This is a genomic window from Defluviimonas sp. SAOS-178_SWC (assembly GCF_039830135.1).
Taxonomy (GTDB): Bacteria; Pseudomonadota; Alphaproteobacteria; order Rhodobacterales; family Rhodobacteraceae; genus Albidovulum.
In genome coordinates this window covers 3,161,394-3,184,929 of record NZ_CP156081.1, presented here as the reverse complement: position 1 = coordinate 3,184,929, position 23,536 = coordinate 3,161,394, and the positions used below count along the sequence as shown (strand labels likewise).

At 64.4% G+C, this 23,536-nt stretch carries 28 protein-coding genes and 3 tRNA genes; 21 read left to right on the top strand and 10 right to left on the bottom strand.

The window, feature by feature from the left end:
• Positions 1–121 precede the first annotated feature (121 nt).
• A tRNA-Thr gene (locus V5734_RS16445) sits at positions 122–196 on the bottom strand.
• Positions 197–286: 90 nt separating this feature from the next.
• Between V5734_RS16445 and V5734_RS16440 the strand changes: the two genes are divergently transcribed.
• The 14 genes from V5734_RS16440 to V5734_RS16375 all read left to right on the top strand — a co-directional run bounded on the left by V5734_RS16440 (position 287) and on the right by V5734_RS16375 (position 9,037).
• The gene (locus tag V5734_RS16440; protein WP_347310709.1) at positions 287–439 is read left to right on the top strand and encodes a hypothetical protein; all 153 of its coding nucleotides are present in this window, start codon (positions 287–289) and stop codon (positions 437–439) included.
• A gap of 7 nt (positions 440–446) precedes the next feature.
• Positions 447–1,715 carry a UDP-N-acetylglucosamine 1-carboxyvinyltransferase gene (murA, locus tag V5734_RS16435; RefSeq protein WP_347310708.1) on the top strand — a complete coding sequence of 423 codons (1,269 nt, stop codon included), beginning with the start codon at positions 447–449 and terminating at the stop codon, positions 1,713–1,715.
• Positions 1,715–2,194, top strand: a complete 480-nt coding sequence (locus V5734_RS16430; RefSeq protein WP_347310707.1) for a DUF2948 family protein — start codon at positions 1,715–1,717, stop codon at positions 2,192–2,194. The genes murA and V5734_RS16430 overlap by 1 nt, the downstream gene beginning before the upstream one ends.
• A gap of 292 nt (positions 2,195–2,486) precedes the next feature.
• Positions 2,487–3,800 carry a histidinol dehydrogenase gene (gene hisD / locus V5734_RS16425; protein WP_347310706.1) on the top strand — a complete coding sequence of 438 codons (1,314 nt, stop codon included), beginning with the start codon at positions 2,487–2,489 and terminating at the stop codon, positions 3,798–3,800.
• On the top strand, positions 3,797–4,276 hold the full coding sequence (locus V5734_RS16420) for a UPF0262 family protein (RefSeq protein ID WP_347310705.1): 480 nt from the start codon (positions 3,797–3,799) through the stop codon (positions 4,274–4,276). Before hisD ends, V5734_RS16420 begins: the two co-directional genes overlap by 4 nt.
• Before the next feature lie 66 nt (positions 4,277–4,342).
• Entirely contained in the window at positions 4,343–4,759 is a 417-nt protein-coding gene (locus V5734_RS16415) for a low molecular weight phosphatase family protein (RefSeq protein ID WP_432759689.1), read from the top strand.
• Positions 4,756–5,154, top strand: a complete 399-nt coding sequence (locus V5734_RS16410; RefSeq protein WP_347310703.1) for a ketosteroid isomerase-related protein — start codon at positions 4,756–4,758, stop codon at positions 5,152–5,154. Before V5734_RS16415 ends, V5734_RS16410 begins: the two co-directional genes overlap by 4 nt.
• Positions 5,151–5,738 (top strand): GNAT family N-acetyltransferase, encoded by a 588-nt coding sequence (locus V5734_RS16405; RefSeq protein WP_347310702.1) that lies wholly within the window; start codon positions 5,151–5,153, stop codon positions 5,736–5,738. The genes V5734_RS16410 and V5734_RS16405 overlap by 4 nt, the downstream gene beginning before the upstream one ends.
• 96 nt (positions 5,739–5,834) lie before the next feature.
• Positions 5,835–6,728, top strand: coding sequence for a carbon-nitrogen hydrolase family protein (locus V5734_RS16400; RefSeq protein ID WP_347310701.1), 894 nt, complete (start codon positions 5,835–5,837; stop codon positions 6,726–6,728).
• Between the two features lie 80 nt (positions 6,729–6,808).
• Complete coding sequence (gene infA / locus V5734_RS16395; RefSeq protein WP_105513450.1) at positions 6,809–7,027, top strand: translation initiation factor IF-1; 219 nt, start codon at positions 6,809–6,811, stop codon at positions 7,025–7,027.
• 1 nt (position 7,028) lies between these two features.
• Complete coding sequence (locus V5734_RS16390; protein ID WP_347310700.1) at positions 7,029–7,613, top strand: Maf family protein; 585 nt, start codon at positions 7,029–7,031, stop codon at positions 7,611–7,613.
• Complete coding sequence (locus tag V5734_RS16385; protein WP_347310699.1) at positions 7,610–8,662, top strand: ribonuclease E/G; 1,053 nt, start codon at positions 7,610–7,612, stop codon at positions 8,660–8,662. The genes V5734_RS16390 and V5734_RS16385 overlap by 4 nt, the downstream gene beginning before the upstream one ends.
• The gene (locus V5734_RS16380) at positions 8,659–8,829 is read left to right on the top strand and encodes a DNA gyrase inhibitor YacG (RefSeq protein ID WP_347310698.1); all 171 of its coding nucleotides are present in this window, start codon (positions 8,659–8,661) and stop codon (positions 8,827–8,829) included. The genes V5734_RS16385 and V5734_RS16380 overlap by 4 nt, the downstream gene beginning before the upstream one ends.
• Before the next feature lie 132 nt (positions 8,830–8,961).
• Positions 8,962–9,037, top strand: a tRNA-Phe gene (locus V5734_RS16375).
• Between the two features lie 1,085 nt (positions 9,038–10,122).
• Here the strand turns inward: V5734_RS16375 and V5734_RS16370 are convergent.
• Genes V5734_RS16370 through V5734_RS16360 form a run of 3 tightly spaced genes read right to left on the bottom strand, consistent with a single transcriptional unit; the run spans position 10,123 to position 11,844 of the window.
• Entirely contained in the window at positions 10,123–10,644 is a 522-nt protein-coding gene (locus tag V5734_RS16370; RefSeq protein WP_347310697.1) for a cupin domain-containing protein, read from the bottom strand.
• 4 nt (positions 10,645–10,648) lie between these two features.
• Entirely contained in the window at positions 10,649–11,437 is a 789-nt protein-coding gene (locus tag V5734_RS16365) for a class I SAM-dependent methyltransferase (protein ID WP_347310696.1), read from the bottom strand.
• 17 nt (positions 11,438–11,454) lie between these two features.
• A complete protein-coding gene (locus V5734_RS16360) occupies positions 11,455–11,844 on the bottom strand; it encodes an ArsR/SmtB family transcription factor (protein WP_347310695.1) in 390 nt (129 codons plus the stop codon).
• A gap of 94 nt (positions 11,845–11,938) precedes the next feature.
• On the opposite strand from V5734_RS16360, the gene V5734_RS16355 reads away from it, so the two are divergent.
• Positions 11,939–12,697 carry an aspartate/glutamate racemase family protein gene (locus V5734_RS16355; RefSeq protein WP_347310694.1) on the top strand — a complete coding sequence of 253 codons (759 nt, stop codon included), beginning with the start codon at positions 11,939–11,941 and terminating at the stop codon, positions 12,695–12,697.
• A gap of 288 nt (positions 12,698–12,985) precedes the next feature.
• On the opposite strand, the gene V5734_RS16350 is transcribed toward V5734_RS16355, so the two are convergent.
• Both V5734_RS16350 and V5734_RS16345 read right to left on the bottom strand, forming a co-directional pair.
• On the bottom strand, positions 12,986–14,539 hold the full coding sequence (locus V5734_RS16350; RefSeq protein WP_347310693.1) for a phytoene desaturase family protein: 1,554 nt from the start codon (positions 14,537–14,539) through the stop codon (positions 12,986–12,988).
• Between the two features lie 525 nt (positions 14,540–15,064).
• Complete coding sequence (locus V5734_RS16345; protein WP_347310692.1) at positions 15,065–15,277, bottom strand: hypothetical protein; 213 nt, start codon at positions 15,275–15,277, stop codon at positions 15,065–15,067.
• Positions 15,278–15,343: 66 nt separating this feature from the next.
• Here V5734_RS16345 and V5734_RS16340 point away from each other — a divergent pair, with 66 nt between their 5' ends.
• Both V5734_RS16340 and V5734_RS16335 read left to right on the top strand, forming a co-directional pair.
• Entirely contained in the window at positions 15,344–15,721 is a 378-nt protein-coding gene (locus V5734_RS16340; protein WP_347310691.1) for a hypothetical protein, read from the top strand.
• A gap of 158 nt (positions 15,722–15,879) precedes the next feature.
• Positions 15,880–16,101, top strand: coding sequence for a hypothetical protein (locus V5734_RS16335; protein ID WP_347310690.1), 222 nt, complete (start codon positions 15,880–15,882; stop codon positions 16,099–16,101).
• Positions 16,102–16,182: 81 nt separating this feature from the next.
• Here the strand turns inward: V5734_RS16335 and V5734_RS16330 are convergent.
• Positions 16,183–16,256: transfer RNA gene (locus V5734_RS16330), tRNA-Cys, on the bottom strand.
• A gap of 140 nt (positions 16,257–16,396) precedes the next feature.
• Here V5734_RS16330 and V5734_RS16325 point away from each other — a divergent pair.
• The 3 genes from V5734_RS16325 to V5734_RS16315 all read left to right on the top strand — a co-directional run bounded on the left by V5734_RS16325 (position 16,397) and on the right by V5734_RS16315 (position 19,724).
• On the top strand, positions 16,397–17,050 hold the full coding sequence (locus V5734_RS16325) for a protein-L-isoaspartate O-methyltransferase family protein (protein WP_347310689.1): 654 nt from the start codon (positions 16,397–16,399) through the stop codon (positions 17,048–17,050).
• A 55-nt stretch (positions 17,051–17,105) separates the two neighbouring features.
• Positions 17,106–18,470 carry a TolC family outer membrane protein gene (locus V5734_RS16320; RefSeq protein ID WP_432759634.1) on the top strand — a complete coding sequence of 455 codons (1,365 nt, stop codon included), beginning with the start codon at positions 17,106–17,108 and terminating at the stop codon, positions 18,468–18,470.
• A 69-nt stretch (positions 18,471–18,539) separates the two neighbouring features.
• A complete protein-coding gene (locus tag V5734_RS16315) occupies positions 18,540–19,724 on the top strand; it encodes a hypothetical protein (RefSeq protein ID WP_347310688.1) in 1,185 nt (394 codons plus the stop codon).
• Positions 19,725–19,839: 115 nt separating this feature from the next.
• On the opposite strand, the gene V5734_RS16310 is transcribed toward V5734_RS16315, so the two are convergent.
• On the bottom strand, positions 19,840–20,160 hold the full coding sequence (locus V5734_RS16310) for a DUF6280 family protein (protein ID WP_263741044.1): 321 nt from the start codon (positions 20,158–20,160) through the stop codon (positions 19,840–19,842).
• A 216-nt stretch (positions 20,161–20,376) separates the two neighbouring features.
• On the opposite strand from V5734_RS16310, the gene efp reads away from it, so the two are divergent.
• A complete protein-coding gene (efp, locus tag V5734_RS16305) occupies positions 20,377–20,940 on the top strand; it encodes an elongation factor P (RefSeq protein WP_347310687.1) in 564 nt (187 codons plus the stop codon).
• Positions 20,941–20,994: 54 nt separating this feature from the next.
• On the opposite strand, the gene V5734_RS16300 is transcribed toward efp, so the two are convergent.
• Positions 20,995–21,768 carry a YgfZ/GcvT domain-containing protein gene (locus tag V5734_RS16300; protein ID WP_347310686.1) on the bottom strand — a complete coding sequence of 258 codons (774 nt, stop codon included), beginning with the start codon at positions 21,766–21,768 and terminating at the stop codon, positions 20,995–20,997.
• Positions 21,765–23,462 carry an ABC transporter ATP-binding protein gene (locus tag V5734_RS16295; protein ID WP_347313651.1) on the bottom strand — a complete coding sequence of 566 codons (1,698 nt, stop codon included), beginning with the start codon at positions 23,460–23,462 and terminating at the stop codon, positions 21,765–21,767. Before V5734_RS16295 ends, V5734_RS16300 begins: the two co-directional genes overlap by 4 nt.
• Between the last annotated feature and the right edge of the window lie 74 nt (positions 23,463–23,536).

The window sequence follows — 23,536 nt, the reverse complement described above, 5'->3', positions numbered from 1 at the left end:
ACCGATTTACGTAAGATCGGTCGAGTTTTGTCGAAACAAGCCGTGCCCGAAACGAGCTAAGAACGGCTTTGTGGACGCGATCCAAGCCATTGTTGTATAAGCATATTTTTCTGAATGACAATGGTGCTGCGAGAGAGGATTGAACTCTCGACCTCTCCCTTACCAAGGGAGTGCTCTACCACTGAGCTACCGCAGCACTTTTTCGTGGGCCGCGTGTTAGACGCAAATTTTCTGCCGCGCAAGGGCAATCTGGACGCTATCCGGCTTCCGGGGTAGAGAGAGCGCCATGGACAGGAAACCCCCGAAAACCGGCGCCCAGAAGGACGGCGGGACGCGCGAGGCGCGGCTCAAGGCGGCGCTCAAGGCCAATCTCGCGCGGCGCAAGGCCCAGGCCCGGGCGCGCGGTGAGAAACCGGGCGGGGACAGGAAAGAAAGCTGAGGCGGGCATGGATTCGATCATCGTGACGGGCGGGACCGAACTTGACGGCCGGATTCCGATCGCCGGCGCCAAGAACGCGTGCCTGGCGCTGATGCCTGCGACGCTGCTGAGCGACGAGCCGCTGACATTGACCAATGCGCCGCGGCTCTCGGACATCAAGACGATGACCCTGCTTCTGCAGTCGCTCGGCGCCGAGGTGACCTCGATGCAGGGCGGGCGGGTGCTGGCGTTGTCGAGCCACGATCTCACGAGCCATCGCGCAGACTACGACATCGTGCGCAAGATGCGCGCCTCCAACCTCGTGTTGGGGCCGCTCCTGGCCCGTGCGGGCCATGCGGTCGTGTCGCTGCCGGGCGGTTGCGCCATCGGTGCGCGCCCGATGGACCTGCATATCGAAGGGCTGACGGCGCTTGGCGCCGAGATCGAGCTTCGCGACGGCTATCTTCATGCCGTGGCGCCGCGGGGGCTGAAGGGGGCCGTGATCGAACAGCGCTTTGCCAGCGTCGGCGCGACCGAGAACATCGTCATGGCCGCGACGCTTGCCAAGGGCACCACGGTCCTCAGGAACGCGGCGCGCGAACCGGAGATCGTCGATCTGGTGCAGTGCCTCCGCGCGATGGGGGCGCGGATCGAGGGCGAGGGCACGACCGAGATTCGCGTCGAGGGCGTGGACCGGCTGCATGGGGCCACGCATGCCGTGGTCGCGGACCGGATCGAGCTTGGCACCTACATGATCGCCCCGGCGATTGCCGGCGGCTCCGTCGAACTGATTGGCGGGCGCCGCGATCTTCTGCCGGCTTTCTGCGAGAAGCTGGAGGAGACAGGGGTCGAGATCACCGAGACGAACAGCGGCCTCAAGGTGGCGCGGGTCAATGGCCGCTCCCATGCCGTCGATGTGAAGACGGAAGTCTTCCCCGGATTCCCGACCGATCTTCAGGCCCAGATGATGGCGCTGCTGTGCACCGCCGACGGGGTCAGCGTGCTGGAAGAGACGATCTTCGAAAACCGCTTCATGCATGCGCCCGAACTGATGCGGATGGGGGCCAATATCGAGGTGCATGGCGGCCATGCGACTGTGACCGGCGTGGACCGGTTGCGCGGCGCGCCGGTCATGGCGACGGATCTTCGCGCCTCGGTTTCGCTGATCCTCGCCGGACTCGCCGCGGAGGGGGAGACGGTGGTCAACCGGGTCTACCACCTCGACCGCGGCTATGAGCGAGTCGAGGAGAAGCTATCGGCCTGCGGCGCGCGGATCGAGCGGGTGAAGGGGGAGTGATGGCCGAGGACGCACGGTTCGAAGACGGCGGCGAGCGGCCGCTCCACCTGAAGGCCGAGACGGCGGAGGACGTGCCGGTGATCGCCGCGCTTGTTCAGGATGCGGTCCTGACGATCGCCGACATGAGCTGGCAGCCGAATCTGCGCCGGCTTGCCTTCCTGATCAACCGTTTCCGCTGGGAAGACCGCACCGCCGCCGAGGCGCGAGGCCGGCGCTACGAACGGGTGCGCGCGCTTCTGGTGATCGACGGGGTGACCGCAGTGGCCTCTCAAGGCATAGACCGTAACGACAAGGCGGCGATCCTGTCGATCCTCTCGGTCGAGTGGAAGCCGGGTGCGGATGCAGCGGGGCGGGTCGAACTGGTGCTGGCCGGCGACGGTGCCATCGCGGCAGAGGTCGAGTGTCTCGACATCACGCTCAAGGATGTCACACGGCCCTATCTCGCGCCCTCCCACAAGGCGCCTGCGCATCCCGATTGATCTCCGTTCGGGAATCGGGCCTGAGGTCGGTGCGCCTAACGCGGCGGCACAGGCTGCGTATCGCCGGGCAGGGTTCGTCGCGGCCGAAGGCGCGAACCTCGGGGCCTGTCTTGCGGCCGTCGTGAGGTCAGCATGTGGCGGGCGCTCTGACCGGCGGGACCGGCCGGGGCCGTCATCCGCGTGAATGCACGGGGCTGTGCCTGTCGGGCGACGTTCGGGCGCCGCGGCAGCGGGACGGCTTGAGGCGGGCGGCGGTCGATTGTATGGGGGGCGGGATCTGGGAGTGCCGCCGATGCCTGTATTTCTTTCGACCGCCGATACCGGGTTCGAGGCCGGGTTTTCGACGCTGCTCTCGGCCAAGCGCGAGGATGCGCCGGACGTGGATGCCGCGGTGGCGGCGATCATCGACGACGTGCGCACGCGGGGCGATGCGGCGGTCATCGAGCTGACCGCGAAGTTCGACCGGCTCGACCTGACGCCAGAGACGCTCGCCTTTTCCGAGGCCGAGATCGCGGCGGAATGCGCAAAGGTCTCGCCGGAGGACCGCGCGGCGCTGGAAATGGCGGCAGAGCGGATCCGCGCCTATCACGCGCGCCAGATGCCGGAGGATGCGCGCTGGACCGATGCGGCCGGTGCGGAACTCGGCTGGCGCTGGGGTCCGGTCTCGGCGGCGGGGCTCTATGTGCCGGGCGGACTCGCTTCCTATCCGTCCTCGGTGCTGATGAACGCGGTCCCGGCGAAGGTGGCGGGGGTGGAGCGTTTGGTGATCGCCTGCCCGACGCCGGGCGGCGTGGTCAATCCGCTGGTGCTTCTCGCCGCGCGGCTCTCGGGCGTCGATACCGTCTACCGCATCGGCGGCGCGCAGGCGATCGCGGCGCTCGCCTACGGGACGGCGACGATCCGGCCGGTGGACAAGATCACCGGACCCGGCAATGCCTATGTCGCGGCGGCCAAGCGGCGGGTCTTCGGCCGCGTCGGTATCGACATGATCGCCGGCCCGTCGGAGATCCTCGTGATCGCGGACAAGGACAATGATCCCGACTGGATCGCGCTCGATCTGCTCAGCCAGGCCGAACACGATGAAAGTGCGCAGTCGATCCTCGTCACCGACGATCCGGCCTTCGGGCGAGCCGTTGCGGCGGCGGTCGAGGCGCGGTTGGAGACTCTCGAGCGGCGCGCCATTGCCGGGGCGTCGTGGCGCGACTACGGCGCGGTGATCGTGGTGCGCGACCTGGATGAGGCGGCGCGCCTGTCGAACCGGGTCGCGCCCGAGCATCTGGAGCTTTGCGTCGCCGGTCCAGACGCGCTGGCCGCGAAGATCACCCATGCCGGGGCGATCTTCCTCGGCCACTGGACACCCGAGGCCATCGGCGATTACGTGGGCGGGCCGAACCATGTGCTGCCCACGGCGCGCTCGGCACGGTTTTCAAGCGGGTTGAGCGTGATGGATTTTCTCAAGCGGACGACGATTGCCAGGATGACGCCCGAGGCGCTTGCCGCGATCGGCCCGGCAGCCGAGCGGCTGGCGATCTCGGAAAGCCTTCAGGCGCACGGCCTGTCCGTCCGCGCCCGGCTCGACCGGCTGAACCGGGAGAGGGATGGATGAGCAGCATCTGCCATATCGAAATCGACGATACCGGCCTGCCGGCGCCGACCCCGGAGATCGAACAGGAACGCAAGGTCGCGATCTTCGATCTTCTGGAGGACAATTCCTTTGCCCTGCCGGGCAAGGAAGGGGCCGTCCCGCCCGATGGGCCATTCCGGCTTGGCCTTGCGATCCGGGAAAAGCGGCTGGTCTTCGACATTGGCGCCGACGGGGGCGGCAAGGTGGCGGAGTTCCATTTGTCGCTTGGGCCGTTCCGGCAGGTGGTGAAGGACTATTTCCAGATCTGCGAAAGCTATTTCGAGGCGGTAAAACGTCTGCCGCCGGCACAGATCGAGGCCATCGACATGGCTCGGCGCGGAATCCACAACGAAGGCGCGCGGGTGCTGCAGGAGCGGCTCGAAGGCAAGGCCGATCTCGACATAGACACCGCGCGCCGGCTCTTTACCCTTATCTGCGTCCTGCATTTCGGGGGCTGATCGTTGGGCCGCGATCTGCCGCATTCGGTGCTCTTTTGCTGCGATCACAACGCCGTCCGCTCGCCGATGGCGGAAGGGCTGATGAAGCAACTCTACGGCCGCGACTGCTACGTGCAGTCGGCGGGTGTCAAAAACGATCTGGAGGTGGACGGATTCGCCGTGGCGGTATGCCAGGAGCTGGGGATCGAACTCGCGCGTCACCGATCGCGCAGCTTCGAGGAAATGCAGCAGTGGGGTGACGACCTTTCGGGCTTCGACCTCGTCGTCGCCCTGTCGCCGGCAAGCCAGCGTCAGGCGCTGGAATTTACCCGGTTCTTCCATCTCGACGTCGAATACTGGCCGGTCATGGACCCGACCGGCATCGGTGAGACGCGCGAGGCGAAGCTTGCCGCCTACCGCCAGACGCGCGACCAGATCCGCGCCCGGATGATCGACCGTTTCGGGCCGCCGCCCGCACCTGACAAAGAAGGGGAAAAGACATGACCAAGGCCGTGATCGAAGCGTATTTCGATGCGTTCAACGCGGGTGACGTGGAGGCGATGCTGGCGCTTCTCGATACCGATATCGAGCATCACGTGAATGAGGGCGGCATCCGCCGCGGCAAGCTCGCCTTCGCCGAGTTCTGCGCCCACATGAACCACGCCTACAAGGAGACGCTGACCGATATCGTCGCCTTTTCGAACGACGACGGCACGCGGGCGGCCGCGGAATTCGTGGTGAACGGCCAGTACCTGAAAACCGATCCGGGCCTGCCGGAGGCGAAGGGCCAGACCTACGTTCTGCCGGCTGGCTCTTTCTTCTCGCTGAAGAACGGCAAGATCGCCCGGGTGACGACTTACTATAACCTCAATGACTGGATCCGGCAGGTTTCCGCATGACCATCGCCGTCCGCAGCCTGACCGGCGCGGAGCTGGAGGCGGTGCTCGACGACGTGGCGCGGCTCAGGATCACGGTGTTCCGCGACTGGCCCTATCTCTATGACGGCGATCTCGCCTACGAACGGCGCTACATCGCGACCTACAGGGAAAGCCCGCAGGCGATCGTGGTCGGAGCCTTCGATGGTGACCGCCTCGTGGGCGCGGCGACCGGCACGCCGATGGAGGATCACGGGGCGGAGTTCGGTGCGGCCTTCGCCGGCACGGGGCTGAACCTCTCCGACATCTTCTACTTCGCGGAATCGGTTCTGCTGCCCGAATACCGGGGCAGGGGGCTCGGCCACGCCTTCTTCGATGCGCGGGAGGGTCACGCGCGGTCGCTCGGGCGGACCCATTCGGCCTTCTGCCGGGTGGTGCGTCCGGAGGATCATCCGCTGAAGCCGGCCGACTACCGTCCGCTCGACGGATTCTGGAGGAAGCGCGGCTACGCGCCCCTGGAAGGCGCGGTCGCCGAATATGCGTGGAAGGATATCGGCGATGCGGAAGAGACGCGAAAGCCGATGCAGTTCTGGCTCCGCGCGTTGTGACCCAGCGCGCCGCCCGGTAAGTTGGGTTGAAACCGGACTTGCCAAGACCGAAAACCGATACCCCGCTTGCGCGGGGCCCAGACGGGAGAGAATGCGATGAAGGTCGCCGCCGCTGCCTATCCGCTCGACTGGTTCGACGACTGGTCGGACTACGAGACGAAGCTCGACCGCTGGGTCACGGAGGCTGCGGAGGAGGGCGCCGAGCTTCTCGTCTTTCCCGAATACGGCGCGATGGAGCTTGCCTCGCTCGGCGGGCTCGCGGTTGCCGCCGACATCGAGGGGGCGCTGCGAGAGGCGGACCGCCACAAGGCCGGTTCCGACGCGATGATGGCGCGGCTCGCGGCGCGCTACGGCGTCCACATCCTCGCGGGCTCCGGTCCGGTCTATGACGTGCCCCATGCCGGCGACCGGCCGGTCAACCGGGCGAGCCTCTTTGGCCCGCACGGGTTCATCGGTCATCAGGACAAGGCAATGATGACCCGGTTCGAGCGCGAGGACTGGAACGTCGTCGCCGGCACCGGGCTCAATGTCTTCGACACCGATCTCGGCCGGATCGGCATCCTTATCTGCTACGACAGCGAATTCCCGCTTCTCGGCCGGGCCCTCGCCGAAGCGGGCGTGGAAATCCTGCTGGTGCCCTCTGCGACCGAAGCGCTCGCGGGGTTCACCCGCGTTCGGGTCGGCGCGATGGCCCGCGCGCTTGAAGGGCAGATGGTGTCGATCCATTCCCCCGTCGTCGGCGCGGCGCCCTGGTGCTACGGGATGGAGGAGAATACCGGCCGTGCCTCGATCTACGGACCGCCCGACCGGGGCTTTCCCGCCACCGGCATCTTCGCCGAAGGCGGGCTGGGTGAGCCGGGCTGGGTTTATGCCGAAATCTCGCGCGCCGCGATCGCCGATGTCCGGGCCGACGGCAATGTCCTCAATTTCCGCCACTGGCCGGAACAGGAGCCGCAGCTAGCCAAGGTTGCGCTTCGCCGGAAAACCTGACATTGCGCTTGAAATCGCAGCCCATCGGGCGCAATTAGGACGCGCCCGGCGTGACCGGGCAGGACAAAGATGGAGTGACCATGGCCAAGGAAGAAGGTCTCGAATTTCCGGGCGTCGTGAAGGAACTCCTGCCGAATGCGACGTTCAGGGTCGAGCTGGAAAACGGCCATGAGATCATCGCGACGATGGCAGGAAAGATGCGCAAGAACCGCATCCGGGTTCTCGCCGGCGACAAGGTTCAGGTGACGATGACGCCTTACGACCTGACCAAGGGGCGGATCAATTACCGCTTCAAGTAAGGTGCGGCCGAGGCTGGTCCTCGGTTCGGCCAGCCCGCGCCGGAAGGAACTGCTGGCCCAACTCGGGTTGACACCCGACGCTGTCCGTGCCCCCGACATCGACGAAACACCCTTGAAGGGCGAGTTGCCGCGCCCGTATTGCGCCCGCATGGCCCGTGAAAAGGTCGCGGCCGTTCCGGCCGGGCCGGACGAGGTGGTCTTGTGCGCCGACACGACTGTGGCGATTGGCCGCCGCATTCTCGGCAAGCCCGAAAGCGCGGGCGAGGCGGCGGAATTCCTGCTGAAGCTGTCGGGCCGTCGCCATCGGGTCATTACCGCCGTCGCCGTCCGGCGCGGCGGTCGGATCTGGGAACGCGCGGTCGAGACGGTGGTGAAGGTCAAACCGCTGTCGGACGGCGAACTCAACGCCTATCTTGCGTCCGGCGAATGGCGGGGCAAGGCCGGTGGCTACGGTATCCAGGGCCGCTTCGGTGCCTTCATCCCCTGGCTTCAGGGCTCCTTCACCGGAGTTGTGGGGCTGCCTGTCGCGGAAACCGCGCATCTTCTCGAAGCGGCCGGGATCGACATTCACGGGGTGGACGCATGAAGGGCCGTATCGTCGTTCTGGACAGCTACAGGGGCCGCGAGGCGGCTGCCCTGATCGTCGACGGGCGGCTTGAAGACCTTTTGCTCGACCCGGGCGAGGCGGGCGGGTTCGCCCCCGGCGCGATCCTGCGCGGTGTGCTCGACCGGCCGATGAAGGGCCAGGGCGGCGCCTTCGTGAAACTGCCGGGCGGCGAAAAGGGCTTCCTGCGCGAAACGAAAGGGCTCGCCCCCGGCAAGCCGGTTATCGTGCAGGTGTCGGGCTTCACCGAACCGGGCAAGGCGCTGCCGGTGACGACCCGGCTCCTCTTCAAGAGCCGACTCTCCATCGTCACGCCCGCCGCACCGGGCCTCAACATCTCGCGCCGTATCCGCGACGCGGAGGACCGCGCAAGGCTCGAATCGCTCGCGGAAGCCGCGATGGCAGGCTGCGGCTTTGGCCTGATCCTGCGCTCGGCCGCGGCAGGCGCCGAAGATGCGGAGATCGCCGCCGACATCGCTTCAGGCAGGGCGCTGGCCGAGGCGGTCGTGGCCGACCTGAGCGGAGGGCCGGAACTCCTCGTCGATTCCGCCACGCCGCATGAGGAGGCTGCACGCGACTGGGCCGATCCCGCACCGGATGAGGTGGCGGACGGCGAGGGCGCTTTCGCCCGGCACGGCGTCGAGGAGATGATCGACGCGCTCCTTTCTGCCGATGTGTCCTTGCCCGGTGGCGGTTACATGGCAGTCGAACCGACCCGGGCCCTTGTCGCCGTCGATGTGAATACCGGCGCCGACACCTCTCCGGCCGCGAGCCTCAAGGCCAACATCGCCGCCGCCCGCGATCTGCCGCGCCAGCTCCGCCTCCGCGGCCTCGGTGGCCAGGTGACGGTCGATTTCGCGCCGATGCCGAAACGCGACCGCGCCACGCTCGACCAACAGCTTCGCACCGCCTTCAAGGGCGAGGCGGCCGAAACGAGCCTCGCCGGCTGGACGCCGCTCGGCAATTTCGAGCTGCAGCGCAAGCGCGACCGCCTGCCGCTCGCCGTGATCCTGACGGGAGGCGCGGGATGAGTTGTCCGATCTGTCATAAAGAGACCGACCCGAAATACCGGCCCTTCTGCTCGAAGCGCTGCGCCGATGTCGATCTCGGACGCTGGCTCACAGGAGCCTATGCAATCCCGGCCGACGAAGACGACCGCCCCAACGAAGACGAACTCGCTCCGCCGCGGCCACACTGAGCACGTCCGGATGGCAAGGCGCGTGGCCGCTTTCAAGACCGCACCTCTGCCCGTCATTTTTCCACCAAACCCTCTGGACAGGCCTGCGCCGCTCGCCTAAACACGCCGAGCCGGGCGCCGCGCGCCCCCGGTGCCCAGATAGCTCAGTTGGTAGAGCAGCGGATTGAAAATCCGCGTGTCGCTGGTTCGATTCCGGCTCTGGGCACCACTTAAATCCCTTAAACAATAATTGAAAAATATCGAGGCAGAAGCTCGACAATCGTGCCGACAGCGCTCGGGGCTACATATGGGCTACATTTGATTGCCTCTCCTTCGCGCGTCATCGCTAAGTGTGGGATCGCTCACGTAAGCTACAAAAGACCGCCGAAGTTCCCTGGGGGCACGCGGTCAAAAGGCGAGCGCGACGATCATCACGGCAACGCCGGCGATGAACGCGATCGCCAGCAAGAGGTCTGATTCTTGTGCCATTCGGTATAGTGACTTTGGCTCCGCCGCATCCCCACCAATGGGCGGAACCAAATCAGGAAATACACTTGAACTCTTACGCACTTGTTTCACTCGTCACCACATAAAATTAGTAGTCTCAATGTGTTAGGAAGTATCTGCGGCCTCATCCCCAAGTTGAAGTTGTCTAAATGGTCAGGTCGGCGGTTCAGGTCGGTAACAATCGAGCTGCTCTGCAATGAATTAGGTTCAGAAGGCATGAAAATCGGTCAAGCAAAGACCGCAATCATGCCGCATACGAGGCGATGCGGCACAGCGACCAAGCGCATGGATTCCCGATTCGACGCGGCGGGTTCCTGTGCGAAGCGTGCCGCGCGGCGTAGCGAACGGACTGATGACCTGCGGGGCTTAGCCGTTGATCACGCGCGGCCCGGTCTTCGTCGGCAATTTATCGTCGATGTCGACCCAAGGCAGTCTTTCTGCATGCGCGACATGAAGCTCCGCGTAACACCGCTCCGGTTCCTCCATTGCCGCAACAAAAAAATGCATAAGGCCGGACATGGTCTCTGACCTGAAAGACATTGGCGTCCCGCAGGGATCGTAGGAGGTGCGTTCGACGCCGGGTGACGAATGATTGACCTTGGGTGCCGCAGCGGCCCACCGCCAGTGGCCATCGTCGACGCAGAGTTAGGCGGTCGAAGCACTGTCTGCGGCAGCTCTCGCAATGACAACGGACGCACCACTTGATCGGAGCGTCGATTTCGAAACTTGCCGCCCTGCAAACGCATCTGCCGCGATAAGTCGCGGTCACGATCGGTTGCCTTTCGGAAATAATTCTGTCGCGAAACTTCAGGACGTCTCGGGCGTTTCCGGCACAGTCCAGTCCGAGAACGTGAGTCGCTCGCTCGTGCTGTCGCCGAAGGACCAGAGGCCGGACGGCGTGAAGGCCATGTGCCGGCCCGTTCTCGGGAAATGGACCACATCGACGGCCGAGCTTTCGCCGCCCATAAAATAAACCAGGTCATTCTCGAAAGGGTTGGTCAGATGATGCGGCGGACCGTCGGGTGCGGGGAAGGCCATGATGTCGCCCGGGCCGATCTCGACTGTCCCGTCGCCGATCTCGGCCAGCCCGCGGCCCGAGAGGATTACCAGAAACTCCTCGTCCCGTTCATGACGGTGATACAGAAAGCTCTCCTTCCCCGGCGGAACGCGCGCAATGTAGAGGGCCAGTCTTTGGAGACCGAACAGCGGAGAGAGGCGTTTCAGAAAGACATCCGAAGCGGGATTCAAGGGATGCCGGATATGCGCTTCGGGCAGGCGTTCCAGATCTTCGCGCGAAAGACGAGACCGATGGTCGCTGGTATCTGGCATTTCGCTATCCTGCCTTTCGGGTCCTCAGGGCCCAGGCGCGCGCGGGCAGACGCACCGGACCCTGCTGACCCACCATCTCGGCCAGCAGCGATTTCAAATCGGCACGCCGGTCTTCATCGAGATTCATGCAGTAGCCTGGCGCGGGACCGGCGCCGAGGGTGAAAGGATGCCAGAACGCCTCGAAATCCGGAAACTCGCTCATGATTTCGATCGCGGCGACGTCAACGTCTTTCAGTCCTGCCTCACCGCAGAGTGCCGCCAGACCTTCGGCAGTGCAGAACGGGAAACGCTTGCCTTCGTCCAGCTCTGCTGCAGCCGGGTCGAGCTGCGCTGCCGCCTTCCAGAAGGCATCGATAAACCCGATACCCCCGCCCGGATAATCCCAGACATAGAGAGACAGAAGGCCGTCGGACCGCAGCACCCGCTGCATTTCTACCAGCGCCGCAACCTTGTCCGGAACGAAATTCAGGACCAGGGCTGACGCCACGACATCGACCGTGCCATCTTGGAGAGGCAGCGCCTGCGCATCAGCTACGCGAAATTCGGCACGCGTCCCCGAGAGATGGGCCTTCGCATGCGCGACGAAATCCGAAGAGTTGTCGGTGGCAAGCAGCGAGGCCGGCGCGCAACTGTTTAGGATCGCCGATGTCAGCGCACCGCTGCCGCACCCGATCTCCAGCCAGTCGAGCCCCTCTGCCGGAGCCAGCCAGCGAAGAAATTCGGCCGCGATTTGCCGGCTCCAGCGGCCCATGTAGGTTTCATAGTTGTCGCCGGCAGCCCAGCTGTCGAACATTGCTCCCGATGTCACGATCATTCTCCCCGGCCCGTGTCGGATCCGTCGCCGACGAAACGCGCTTGTTTCCCTGTCGCCGACGCGTCGTCAGGGAACGCAACATTGAGATCGGCCATCACCGCAGCCAGCCGAATACGGTCGACTTTGTAGAAGACCCAGTTCTTGATGCGTTTCGACGTCACCAATCCGGCATCGGCAAGAACCTGCATGTGTGCGGTCACCGCAGGCTGGCTGAGCTCGATCTTTTTCGTGATGAAGCCGACGCAGACGCCATCCTCAACCAAGTCTCCGTCGCGTTGCGGCGGAAAGTGCTGAACCGGGTCCGTCAACCACTGCATGATCGTCAGCCTTCGCGGATTGGACAAGGCGCGTAGCGCCAAGATTGTTGACTCGGCATCGATCACCATATAGGAGCTTTCTTATATAGCATATTGCTTATGTAGCCTACCTTAATTCGCCGGCGTTGCAATCCTGACGCCGCAAGAACGAGGCGCGGACGATATGACGAAGATCGGCATCGTCGGAGGTGTCGGCTGGCCAGCGACTGCCACCTACTATCGCGCAATCTGCAGGGCAGCTGCCGACGACTATCCGGGCGGCTCGCCACCTATGGTTATCGAGTCGCTCGACATGCGAACGACAATGGCCAGCCGAGGCCAAAGCGACGACGAAGCGAGCTGGCGGACTTTCGAGAGCATCTTCGCCGGGGCACTTGAAACTCTGCAGCGCGTGGGCTGCTCGGTCTTGGCGATTGCTAGCGTCACCCCACATATCCGTTTTGCCGGCATCACCCGGAGCGCGGAAAAGCCAGTCATCAGCATTCTCGATGCGACGGTGCAACGCGCGACTGCCGCGGGGGTATCGGATGTGCTCTGTCTAGGCACACCCCTGGTCTTGCGGGCTGGCCTGTTTGACGGCGCGTTCGAATCCGCAGGCGTGCGGGCAGACCGGCGGTTCAATCCAGAACAGATTGATGCGTTCGGCGCCATGCTCGAAACGTATTTCTATCCGGGGCATGCGCGCGACGGCCGAGCGTCGCTTCTCGAGTTCTGTAGGGCCAAGCTTGCCGAGACCCCTGGCAGCCCCAACCCGACGATCATCCTTGGCTGCACCGATCTTATTGACGCATTTCCGGAAATGGAGGGCGAAACGCTGTTCGAGGTTGACGGTCTGCAATTTCTCGACCCCGTTGCCTGCCACGTTCGGGCAGTGTTGGACGCGTTTCAGGACTCGCATCCGGATCGAACCCGTGGCGATTGATCCAGGAGAAATCAGGCAACGCTGCCGCAGAATACGTCGATCCTCTCGTTCAACAGCAACCTTCAATCGATGGCGAAACCCGGGTTGATTTTGTCACGTTCTTGGCCGCGCGCACCAACAACTGACATCTGAGTGCTGTGCAGCGCTGCGTAAACTCGGGCTCAAAACGATCGCTCGCTGGGACAGTGCCCAATGACCTCAGTGTGATTGGAGCGCGCATTCGGGCGTGTTGCGTGAAGCTCGGCAATTGCGAGTGTTGGACAATGAGATCTTGTGACCAGTTACCTTCTAACCGGGCAATTGACGAAACACCTTCGGATCGAAGCTGGCCGCGGCGAGCAGCCCACCCCAAAGGGCACCGGGAAGGCCGGGACTTACAACGTCCTGGCCAGCAAGGAAGAGGCCGGGGACTGGCGTTTTTGCCTGAAGCGCTCCGCTGAGCACACGATCGGGCGTGACATCGATTCCATAGAACGCGCCGGGGTAATGCCCTGTGATCGAGGCGGTGGAAAGCGGCGTCGAGAGATTGCGGAACACGACGAGCTTGGCCAATTCCGGGAAGTAAGCCTCGAACTGTGCGAACAGCACCTCCTCGACCTTTGCCTTGAATGACTGGTAGTCGCCGCCGCGCGCGCCCGGCTCCATATCGGCCCATCTTTCCACGACCGACCAGTCGGCCCAGGCCACCAACTCACCGGCGTGTTTATTTAAAGGGCCCGGGTTGTGCGCTGAGTCCTTCAGCGAGGCAAAGGAAACGAACATGCCCGGAGGTGGGCTGTCGGGCGCGTCGGTCCAGACGACATCCACTTTCCCGGTCGGGTATATCCAGTGGTTCGAGCGGGTCGCCCCGGCATCTTCGATATCGCCCTCGAAGCCCATGAACAGGCAGAAATGGGCGACGGAGTGGGGCAGGGCGCGGATCTCGTCGATCCAGTCCTGATGCCCGCAATCGGCCGGAAGAAGATGGTTCACCGTCTCGCGTGCCCCAATATCCGAGACCACAGCATAGGCGCAGATGTGCTCTCCTTTCGCCGTCCGCACGCCGACGACCCGGTCGTTCTCGAAGAGAAGCGTTTCGACCTTGGTGTCTGCCCTCGCTTCGCCTCCACCCGCCGCGATCGTCGGCAGGATATGTTCGGCAAAAGCCGCGCCGCCGCCTACCGGATACCAAGCACCGCTTTCCAGGTAGGATGCGGAAATCAGGGCATGCATCCCGAAGCTCGCATTGCTCGGCCTGCCGCCATGATCGAACCACTGCGCGGCGAAGGCTGCCGCGAGGTCGGGGTTGTCAGTGATCTCGTCGATCACCTGCTGCGTCGTCCGTGTGCACCAACGTTCGATGGCCCGGCCGTGCCACCATTTCAACGCGGAGCCGATGATCTCGGGCATCGCGCGGGTCGGGGTGACCTTGATGACCGCCTCCCGGCCCTCCCTGAGCGCAGCGGTCCATGCCTCGATGGCCTTCGCCTCATCCGGGAACCGATCCTTTAGATCGCGCTCCTGTGCCTCGTAGGGGCGGGACAAAGCCAGCGGCTCGGCATCCCCGATATGCAGATTGTCATAGATGGCGCCCATCGACGTGAACTCGATCGGCGTGTCCGATAGCCAGTCCAGAATGTCGCGCTCCCGATCGCCTGGGGCGATACAGCTGAGGTAGTGGATGCCCGCATCCCAAGAGAAGCCCTCAACGGAAAAGCTGTGGGTCAAGCCGCCAAGTGTCTGGTATTGCTCCAGCAGCAGCACCTTGCGCCTGAGCTTCGACAGAGCGGCGGCAGTGGCCATGCCGCCGATGCCTGAGCCGATAACGATGACATCCCAGTCGGTCTTGCCCGCGTCAGCCATATCGGATCTCCTTAGCATCGCGTTGGGTCAGAGAAACGCTGTAACGGTGTCTGCTGATAACAGTTGGCCGCGAAAGGCACTTTGACCGCGATCAATCGAATGAGGACGCTATCAATGTTCTTGCCTTTGGCCGTTCTATGTGTGGCGTTCTTAAGAAGCCAAGTCGAAGCTCTAGGATATCCCTGGCATGAACGGCCGTCGCGGGTTGGTAGGACGGCCCGTGAAAATAGGAATGGCTCAACGGGCGCAGAGTGCCGAACGGCGTGTCCCGAGCTGATCGGAGCTGAACGTCACCCTTACAGAACGTTGACACATCGTGTGCTGCACAGCTGAGATCGAAGTCCTAGGAAATCCGTGATCGCAGGATGGGGATGCCTTCTGGCGCCACCAAGGGGAACGGTTCTAGGCTCCTCTATTCGGTTGTGGCGAGAAGAATGTCCTAAACGTCATTCATGGCATCCGCCGCGATCTCGAACGACTTCAGGCGTTTTGCATGGTCGTGAATGCTTAACCGCAATAACCGGCTTAATGCCGGTTACTGCCAGTGTAACCATTCAAAACGGCAATAGCAGCAGCCAGTTCGCTCAAAGCTTCCTCTTGCGGATCGCGGATGTCCTTTATGACTCTCGTGAGCCTCAGGTAGTGCGAGGCGGCGCCACTTACGTTCTCGCGCTTGAGCGGGTTAGTGTGCCCAAGAATCTGGTCGATTGTTGATGAGCGCACCTTGAGGGCTTGCATGATTGTGGACGCCGTTCTCCGAAGGTCATGTCGATACCAGCCTGAGGTTTCGGTGACACGGTTAAGATGATGGATTACCTGCGCGTGAAGATCGGCACTCGCGATACGAAAGTTCTGACGCGCGCCGATGTAATTGCGGCACAAAAGGCTAATGCGCACCGAACCCGCTTTGCGAACTACATCCCTCAGATGTTCGTGGTCCTCTGCGAGCATGCAAGTGATCTAGGATGGCTAAAGGACAATCCCGCTAAAGGCGTTCGGGCGCTCAAGACTCCCGAAGATTGCAAGAGAATGCATTTGCCTTGGCCAGATTGGGCCGTCGAAAAGTTCCGGCAGGAGGCGAACGATTTGTGTTGCCTAATATTCGAGATCGGCGTCGGCAGCGTACAGCGGCCCGGTGATTGGGTTGGGCTCCGATGGGGGGCTATGATGGCGATTCTCTGAAAGTGCGGCAGAACAAGACCAATAGGCCATTGGTGCTGCCTTGCACGGGCCAACTGAAGGCAGCGCTAGACCGCGCCAGGGCCGAGCTCGGCGCAGTGCCGATTGCCGCGCATCCTATTCTGATTTAGCGCGACGGCAATCCGATAAGCTACCGGTACATGGCGGATCTTATGCTGAATGAGCGAAAGCGACTTGGGCTGGAGGCCTATGATTTACACGCGCTCCGTTATCGCGGCGTGCAAGAGTTGGCGTGGCACGGCTGCGACGATGACGAGATCGCGGCCTATAGTGGTCATGCATCCAAAGCGATGATCGCCAAGTATGCGGGCGAGGCGCGGCAGATCATGCGAGCGCGTCAGGCGCGGGAGAAACGGCAATGAACAGAACGGGGCCAAAGTGGGAATCTGATACCCTCAGTGATACCCTGAGCATTCGGGTTGAAGCTAAGTGCTTGAAAAGTTTGGAGGCGGGTACCGGAATCGAACCGGTCTACACGGATTTGCAATCCGCTGCGTAACCTCTCCGCCAACCCGCCGGAGGTGGGGCGGAGATATACCAAGGCAAATCGCCGTGCAACCCATTCCGGTGGGCGCGCGGCGCGTTGTCCCGTTGCCCCCTCCTTCTTTCTGTGGCAAGACGATTTTCAACCGGAAACCAGACCGAAGAGTTCAGTCGATGACCGATTTCGCCGCCCGCCGTACGATGATGGTCGATACGCAGGTTCGCCCCAGCGATGTCACGAAGTTCCCGATCATCGATGCGATGCTCGGGGTTCCGCGCGAGGACTACGTTCCCGGCGGCCAGCGCGAGGCGGCCTATGTTGGCGGCAATCTCGATATCGGCGGCGGACGCGTGATGCTCGAGGCGCGGACCCTGGCCAAGATGCTGGACGCGCTCGATATTCACCCTGCGGACTTGGTGCTCGATGTCGGCTGCGGGCTTGGCTATTCGACGGCCGTCATCGCGCGCATGGCCGAAGCCGTCGTCGCGGTCGAGGAAGATGCCGCGCTGGCCGGGCAGGCGCAGGCGCGGCTGTCCTCGGGCGGCGTCGACAACGCGGCGGTGATCGAGGGGCCCTTGGCCGCAGGTGCGGCCAAGCACGGCCCCTACGATGCGATCGTGATCGAGGGCGCGGCCGAACAGGTGCCCGATGCGATCCTCGCGCAACTCAAGGACGGCGGACGCATCGCCTGCCTCTTCATGGAAGGGGCTCTGGGCCTTTGCCGGATCGGGCACAAGGTCGACGGTGCCGTCAGTTGGCGCTTCGCGTTCAACGCCTCCGCGCCGGTCCTGCCCGGCTTCGAGGTCAGACGGGAATTCGCGCTCTGATCCCGGCGGGGCGGCGCGCGACCGGCGCGGCAGCCGAATACGAAGGAAAGCACAGATGACCATGTTCGCGCCCACTCGCCTTCTTGCCGCCGCCGTCTGCGCGGCAACGCTCCTCGCGGGCCTGCCGGCGCGGGCAGAGACCTTGGCCGACGCACTGATCTCGGCCTACAAGAATTCCAACCTCCTCGACCAGAACCGCGCGGTCCTGCGCGCGGCGGACGAGGATGTGGCGGGGGCGGTGGCCGCTCTGCGGCCGGTGCTGCAATGGGTCGCCAGCAGCGACCTTGTCGATAACGGGCTGTCGAGCCGGATTTCGACCTCGCTCAGCCTGCAGGGGCAGGTGATGCTTTACGATTTCGGCCGCTCGCAGTTGGGGGTCGATATCGCCAAGGAGTCCGTCCTTGCCACCCGCGATGCCCTGGTCGGGGTTGAGCAGAGTGTGCTCTTCAGCGCGGTTCAGTCCTATTTCGGGGTTCGCAGCGCGCTGGAAAACGTCTCGATCAACGAAAACTCCGTGCGCGTCGTGGGCGAGTTCGTCCGCGCGACGCAGGACCAGTTCGATGTGGGCGAGGTGACGCGCACCGATGTCGCCCAGGCCGAGGCACGCCTTGCCGCGGCGCGGGCGTCGCTTGCCGCGGCCGAGGGTCAGCTCGCCGCGTCCCGCGAAAGCTACAAGGCCGCGACTGGCCACTATCCCGGGCCGCTCGCCGTAGCACCGCGCGCCCCGGCGCTGCCGCGATCGCTCGACGAGGCGCGCGCCATCGCGCAGCGCAGCCATCCCGCGATCCTGCAATCCCAGCATCAGGCCAAGGTATCCGACATCCAGATCGCGCTCGCTGCAGCCTCGCGGATGCCGGAACTGACCGGCAGCGCCGGTCTGACGAAGAACGAGGGGGGCCGCGATACTTCGGCCATCGGCATCGAACTCAGGCAGACGATCTTTTCGGGCGGCGCGCTCTCCGCCGCGCATCGCAAGGCCATCGCCGGGCGCGATGCCGCGCGGGCGGCGCTCTTGCAGTCCAGCGTGTCGGTCACCCAAGGCGTCGGCAATGCCTGGGCCGATATCGAGGTTGCCCGCGCCCAGATCTCGGCCACGGAGCGTCAGATCGAGGCGGCGACCATTGCCTATGACGGCGTGCGGGAAGAGGCCAAGCTGGGCGCCCGCACCACGCTCGACGTGCTTGACGCGGAACAGGAACTCCTCGACGCCCGCGCCACCAAGATCACGGCCGAAGCCAATCTTCAGGTAGCGAACTATTCACTTTTGGCGTCTATGGGTCTTCTGACGGCGGACCATCTGACACTCGGGATACCGACCTACGATCCGGAGGCCTATTACAACGCCGTCAAGGATGCGCCCGTGACCTCGGTGCAGGGCAAGAGCCTCGACCGCGTTCTCCAGGCCATCGGGCGGAATTGAGTGCGTCTGATCGGTTGTGGGCCGGGCCGGGGCGTCTTACACTGACGCGTGACCGGTTGAGGATTGCCCATGTCTGACCCCCTGACCAATCTGGAAATTCAGGATGTTCTGTCGTCGATCCGGCGTCTGGTGTCCGAGGATAACCGGCACCGGTCCGAACCGGAGAAGGAGCGCAGGGAAGAGCGCGAGGGCAAGCGCGCCGACGACGCTCCTGGCGAGCGAGTCGAGACCAAACTGGTCTTGACCGAGGCGTTGAGGGTTCCCGAAGCGGATGGCGTGCGGGAGATATCTTCGGCCGGAGAGGACACGCTGCGCCAGAGTGTTTCCGGCGACAGTGTTTTCGATGACGCCGAACATCTGCCCGACGCGGATGTCGCCTTGCCGGACGGCAGTGCGCTTTTGCGCGACTGGGATGTCGACAGCGCGTCTGACGCGCAATCGCTCGAGGACACGATTGCCGAACTGGAGGCGGCGGTGGCCGGGATCGGCGGCGAATTCGAGCCTGACGGCAGCGAAGTAGCGAAGGGCGTGCCGACCGATGCCGCGCTCGAGGATGCATTCGAGGACGGTTTTGCCGTTGACGAGGCCGCGGAGGAGGAAAGCGCGGACCTGACGCAGCCGGTAACGTCCGGAGAGATGGGGAACAGGCACGTGGCGTCGGCACCCGCTTGGCAGGGCGGTGATGAAACCTCCGATGATGAGACGGAGGTCGCGGCGGCCGACGGCGCGTTGGACGAGCCTGTCGTGGCGGATGAGGCGGCGCTCGAATACGCGGATCTGGATGATGCCCGTTCGGCTGAACCGATGGCGCATGACCTGGCGGATGCGACAGAGGAGGGCGGTCCCGACGCGGTCCCGGCGTTCGTCCATGGCGGCGGCTTGCGCCCCTCTCGGGAGACGGCGGAGGCGGCGCCGGTTTCGACCGCTCCGTCCCGTCGGCTGACCCTGACGGCCGCCGACGCGGTTCGGGGCGGCGAGGCGCAGTGGGATCGCGACGACGCGCCGGAGGCCGAGCCGCTCATCAATGACGGGCCGGAATCCGGGGCCTTCGATGACGTCGACGGCGACGACTCCTCCGGCCTCTTCAGCGCGGGCGACGAAACGGTCATCGACATGGACATGCTGCGCGACATCGTTGCCGAGATCATCCGGGAGGAACTGCAAGGCCCGCTCGGTGAGCGGATCACCCGCAACGTGCGCATGCTCGTTCGGCGCGAGATCAACCGGGCGCTGGAAAGCCGCAATCTGGACTGACCGGAACGGGGCCCTGGCCGTCGAGCTCCCTGTCGCAAGAACGAAAAACGCGCCCGAAACCGGGCGCGTCTTTCATGGGCGCTGATCCGGGATCAGGCGCCGCCGTGCCGGCCTTTCAGGCAGCCTCGGCTTCTTCAGCAGCGTGGCGACGCTCGCTTTCCTCGCGCGACAGCGCGACGGAGGTGCGGACGCCCTTGCCCACGAATTCCATAAGCCCCTTCACGACCCGTTCGTTGGGGTCGATCCCGGCGCAGGACAGAACCTCGCGGCCGTCACGCGACCGCGCCCAGCGGGCGATCTGCTCAGGCCCGTTACCATACTTCTTGTCATCGGCAATCGCATCATCCAGCGCCGCAAGAACCACAGCCGCGAACAGTTTGCGCGACCTTTGCCCTTGCTCGTAGTTGAATGCGGTGCCGTCAACGAAATCGCGCATCTTCTTTGTCCGTTCTTATTGCTCTTGCGTTCACCGGCGTTCCGCTGTCTATGGCTTTTTACCCCCGATTCGGTATGCCCCTTTGGGAATGACTGCCATGCGCTTTGTGCATGGCTCGTCTCTGACTCCACCGTATCTGGTGAACTTGCCAGTCAACAGCCGGCAATATATAGGTGCCGGCCAAATCCATTCAACCTTTCAGCAAGGTTTTGTCTCATGCCCAAGATCAACGGCAACGAAATCCGCCCCGGCAACGTGCTGGAGCATGACGGCGGCCTATGGGCGGCTGTGAAGGTCAACCACGTCAAGCCCGGCAAGGGCGGCGCCTTTGCCCAGGTCGAGCTGAAGAACCTGCGCGACGGCCGCAAGCTCAACGAACGCTTCCGCTCGGAAGACAAGGTGGAGCAGGTGCGGCTGGAACAGAAGGACCAGCAGTTCCTCTACGAGAGCGACGGCCGGCTTGTCTTCATGGACAGCGAAACCTTCGAGCAGATCGAGATCGACGCGGAGTTCCTCGGCGACCGCCGCCCGTTCCTGCAGGACGGGATGACGGCGACGATCGAATATTACGGCGACGAGGCGCTGAGCGTTCAGTTGCCCCAGAAGGTCGTCTGCAAGGTCGTCGAGACTGAACCGGTGGTGAAGGGCCAGACGGCGGCGAACAGCTACAAGCCGGCGATCCTCGACAACGGCGTCCGGATCATGGTGCCGCCCTTCATCGGCGAGGGCGAGGACATCGTCGTCCACACCGAGTTCATGGAATATTCCGAACGCGCCTGACCGCGGCTGGCCGAACGAAGTTTCGGCCGGCATTCCGGTAGCGGGCGCCCCGGCTTACGAACCCTCCGGTCCGAGGGCGTGCAGATGCGCGTCCCCGGCCGTCATGTTGTCGCCAATACGGTCGAAGCGGAGCCAGGCGATGGCCCGGCCTTCCGATTGCGTGAAGACCTGCCCGGCCGGCTTGCCGTCCGAAAGGATCTCGGTGCCGACCGGTGCCGACCCGTCAATCGCGACACTCAAGAAGCCCTTGCGCAGCTCGGTCTTGTGTTTCATCCGCGCGGTGACTTCCTGCCCGACATAGCAGCCCTTGCGGAAATCGACGCCGTTCAGCCGGTCGAACCCGGCCTCGAGGATGTAGGTCTCGTCCGGGATCAACTCGATGCCGCTTTCGGGGATGCAATGGGCGACGCGGATCGCGTCCCAGTCGATCCCGGGCGCGGCGCCGGGTTCGGCCCCGTAGCTCCGCCAGCCGAGGGCAGGGTGGCGGGGGTCGGTCATGGCGCCGTCGGGCGCGGGGCCCAGTCCGCGGCTGACACGAAGGTCCGTCGCCGCAATCGTCACCGCCGCGCGAAGCCGGTACATCGACAGCCGGCGGATCAGCGCGTCGGCCTGATCTGCCTTTGCGTCGATCAGGATCGCGTCCTTCCCCGGCACCAGGAAGAAATCGGCCAGATACTTGCCTTGCGGGGTCAGAAGCGCCGCATAGACGAGGCCGTCGCGGAGCTTGCCGAGATCGTTGGTCACGAGTCCCCGAAGAAACGCCTCTCGATCCGCACCCGAGACGGCGAAGACCGTCCGGTCCGGAGCCGCTTCGCCCAAACTCGTCATCTGCCCGCCTCCCTCGCAACATCCGGTCCGTCGGAAAATTGCAGCCGGCAAAGTCCCGCGTAAAGACCGTTTCGTGCGAGAAGCGTGTCATGCGTGCCCTCTTCGACGACTTCGCCCCGGTCCATGACCACGATCTTGTCCGCCCCGCGCACCGTCGAAAGCCGGTGGGCGATGACCAGTGTCGTCCGCCCCTTGCTCAGGCGGTCGAGCGCGTCCTGAACGAGGGCCTCGCTCGCCGCGTCGAGGGCGGAGGTCGCTTCGTCCATCAGCAGGATCGGGGCGTTGCGCAGTAGCGCGCGCGCTATGGCGACACGCTGGCGCTGGCCGCCGGAGAGGCCGGAACCGCGCGGGCCGGCTTGTGTTTCGAGCCTGTCCGGAAGCGCATCGGCAAACGCACTGACGTGCGCGGCGTCCAGGGCCGCCGTCAGCGCCGTGTCGGGGACGTCGCTGCGGCCGAGAAGGACGTTCTCGCGGATCGTCTCGTCGAACAGGGTCGCGTCCTGGGTGACGACCGAGAAAAGGTCGCGCAAGGTTGCAATGTCGAACGCGTCGATCCCGGTGCCGCCGACGGTGATCCGACCACTTTCGGGGTCGACCATCCGGGTCAGCAGGTTGAAGACCGTGGACTTGCCGGCGCCGGACGGGCCGACGATGGCCGTCGTCTGTCCCGGTTCGGCGACGAAGCTCAGGCCGCGCAGCACCGTGTTGTCGCCGTAGGAGAGCCGGACATCCTCGAACCGGATGCCGGTGTCGGCGGGCGGCACCGTGACCGGATCGGCCGCGCGGGAGATCGCCGGCTGCGCGTCAAAGAGCCGGTAGAGCCGTTCGAGGCTCGCCGCCGCGATCTGCCAGGTGCCGGCCATGTCGCCGAGGCGGCGCAGGGGCTGGAAGGCAAGCGACATCGCGGTGAAGAACGACATGAACTCGCCGACGCTGCGGTCGCCCCGCGTGATCTCGGGGCCGGCGAGGAGGAGGACGCCGAAGAACCCGAGACCGGTGACGATGTCGATCAGGGCCGGCATCGTCGCGCGGCTCGCCGCCGTCTTGACCTCGGCCCGGACGATCCGGTCGACGATCTGGCGGAAGCGGGAAAGCTGGTAGGTCTCCATCCGGTTCAGCTTGACTGCCGTGATGCCGTGAAAGATCTCGTCGAGCCGGGTGGCGCGCTTGGCGGCCTCGCCCCTGACATGGCTGGTCTTCCGCCGGATATAGCGCTGCACCGCGCGGGACGGCAGGATGAGGATCGGCGCGCCGATGAGGGCGGTCAGCGTCCAGCCGGGGTCGATGGCGACAGCAACGCCGAAGAGCGTGACCAGCGCCACCGCGTCGCGGCCGATCCCGGTGATCAGGAGCTGCCAGACGCCTTGCACGGCGATCGTGTCGCCCTGAACCCGCTCGATCAGCGCGCCTGGCGGATTGGTCTGGAAGAACGGCCCGTCGAGCGTCAGCACATGGGCAAGAAGATCGGTCTGCATCGTGGTCGAGGTCTTCATCGCCACCCGGGTCAGGAGCGACCGGTTGATGATCAGCGTCACCGCCCGGATCATGAAGAGCGACAGGATCGCCCCACCCACCCACCAGATCGCCCCGGCATCGCCGGCGACGAAGACCCGGTCGAAAAGCGGCTTCAGCATCCAGGACAATGCCGCGAGGGTCGAGCCTTCGATCACCATGAAAAACCCGGCGACGGCCATCGTCCACTTGTGCCGGGAAAGATAGCCGCGCCAGAGCCGCCCGAGCAGTGCCCGGGACGAATAGGATTCCGCGT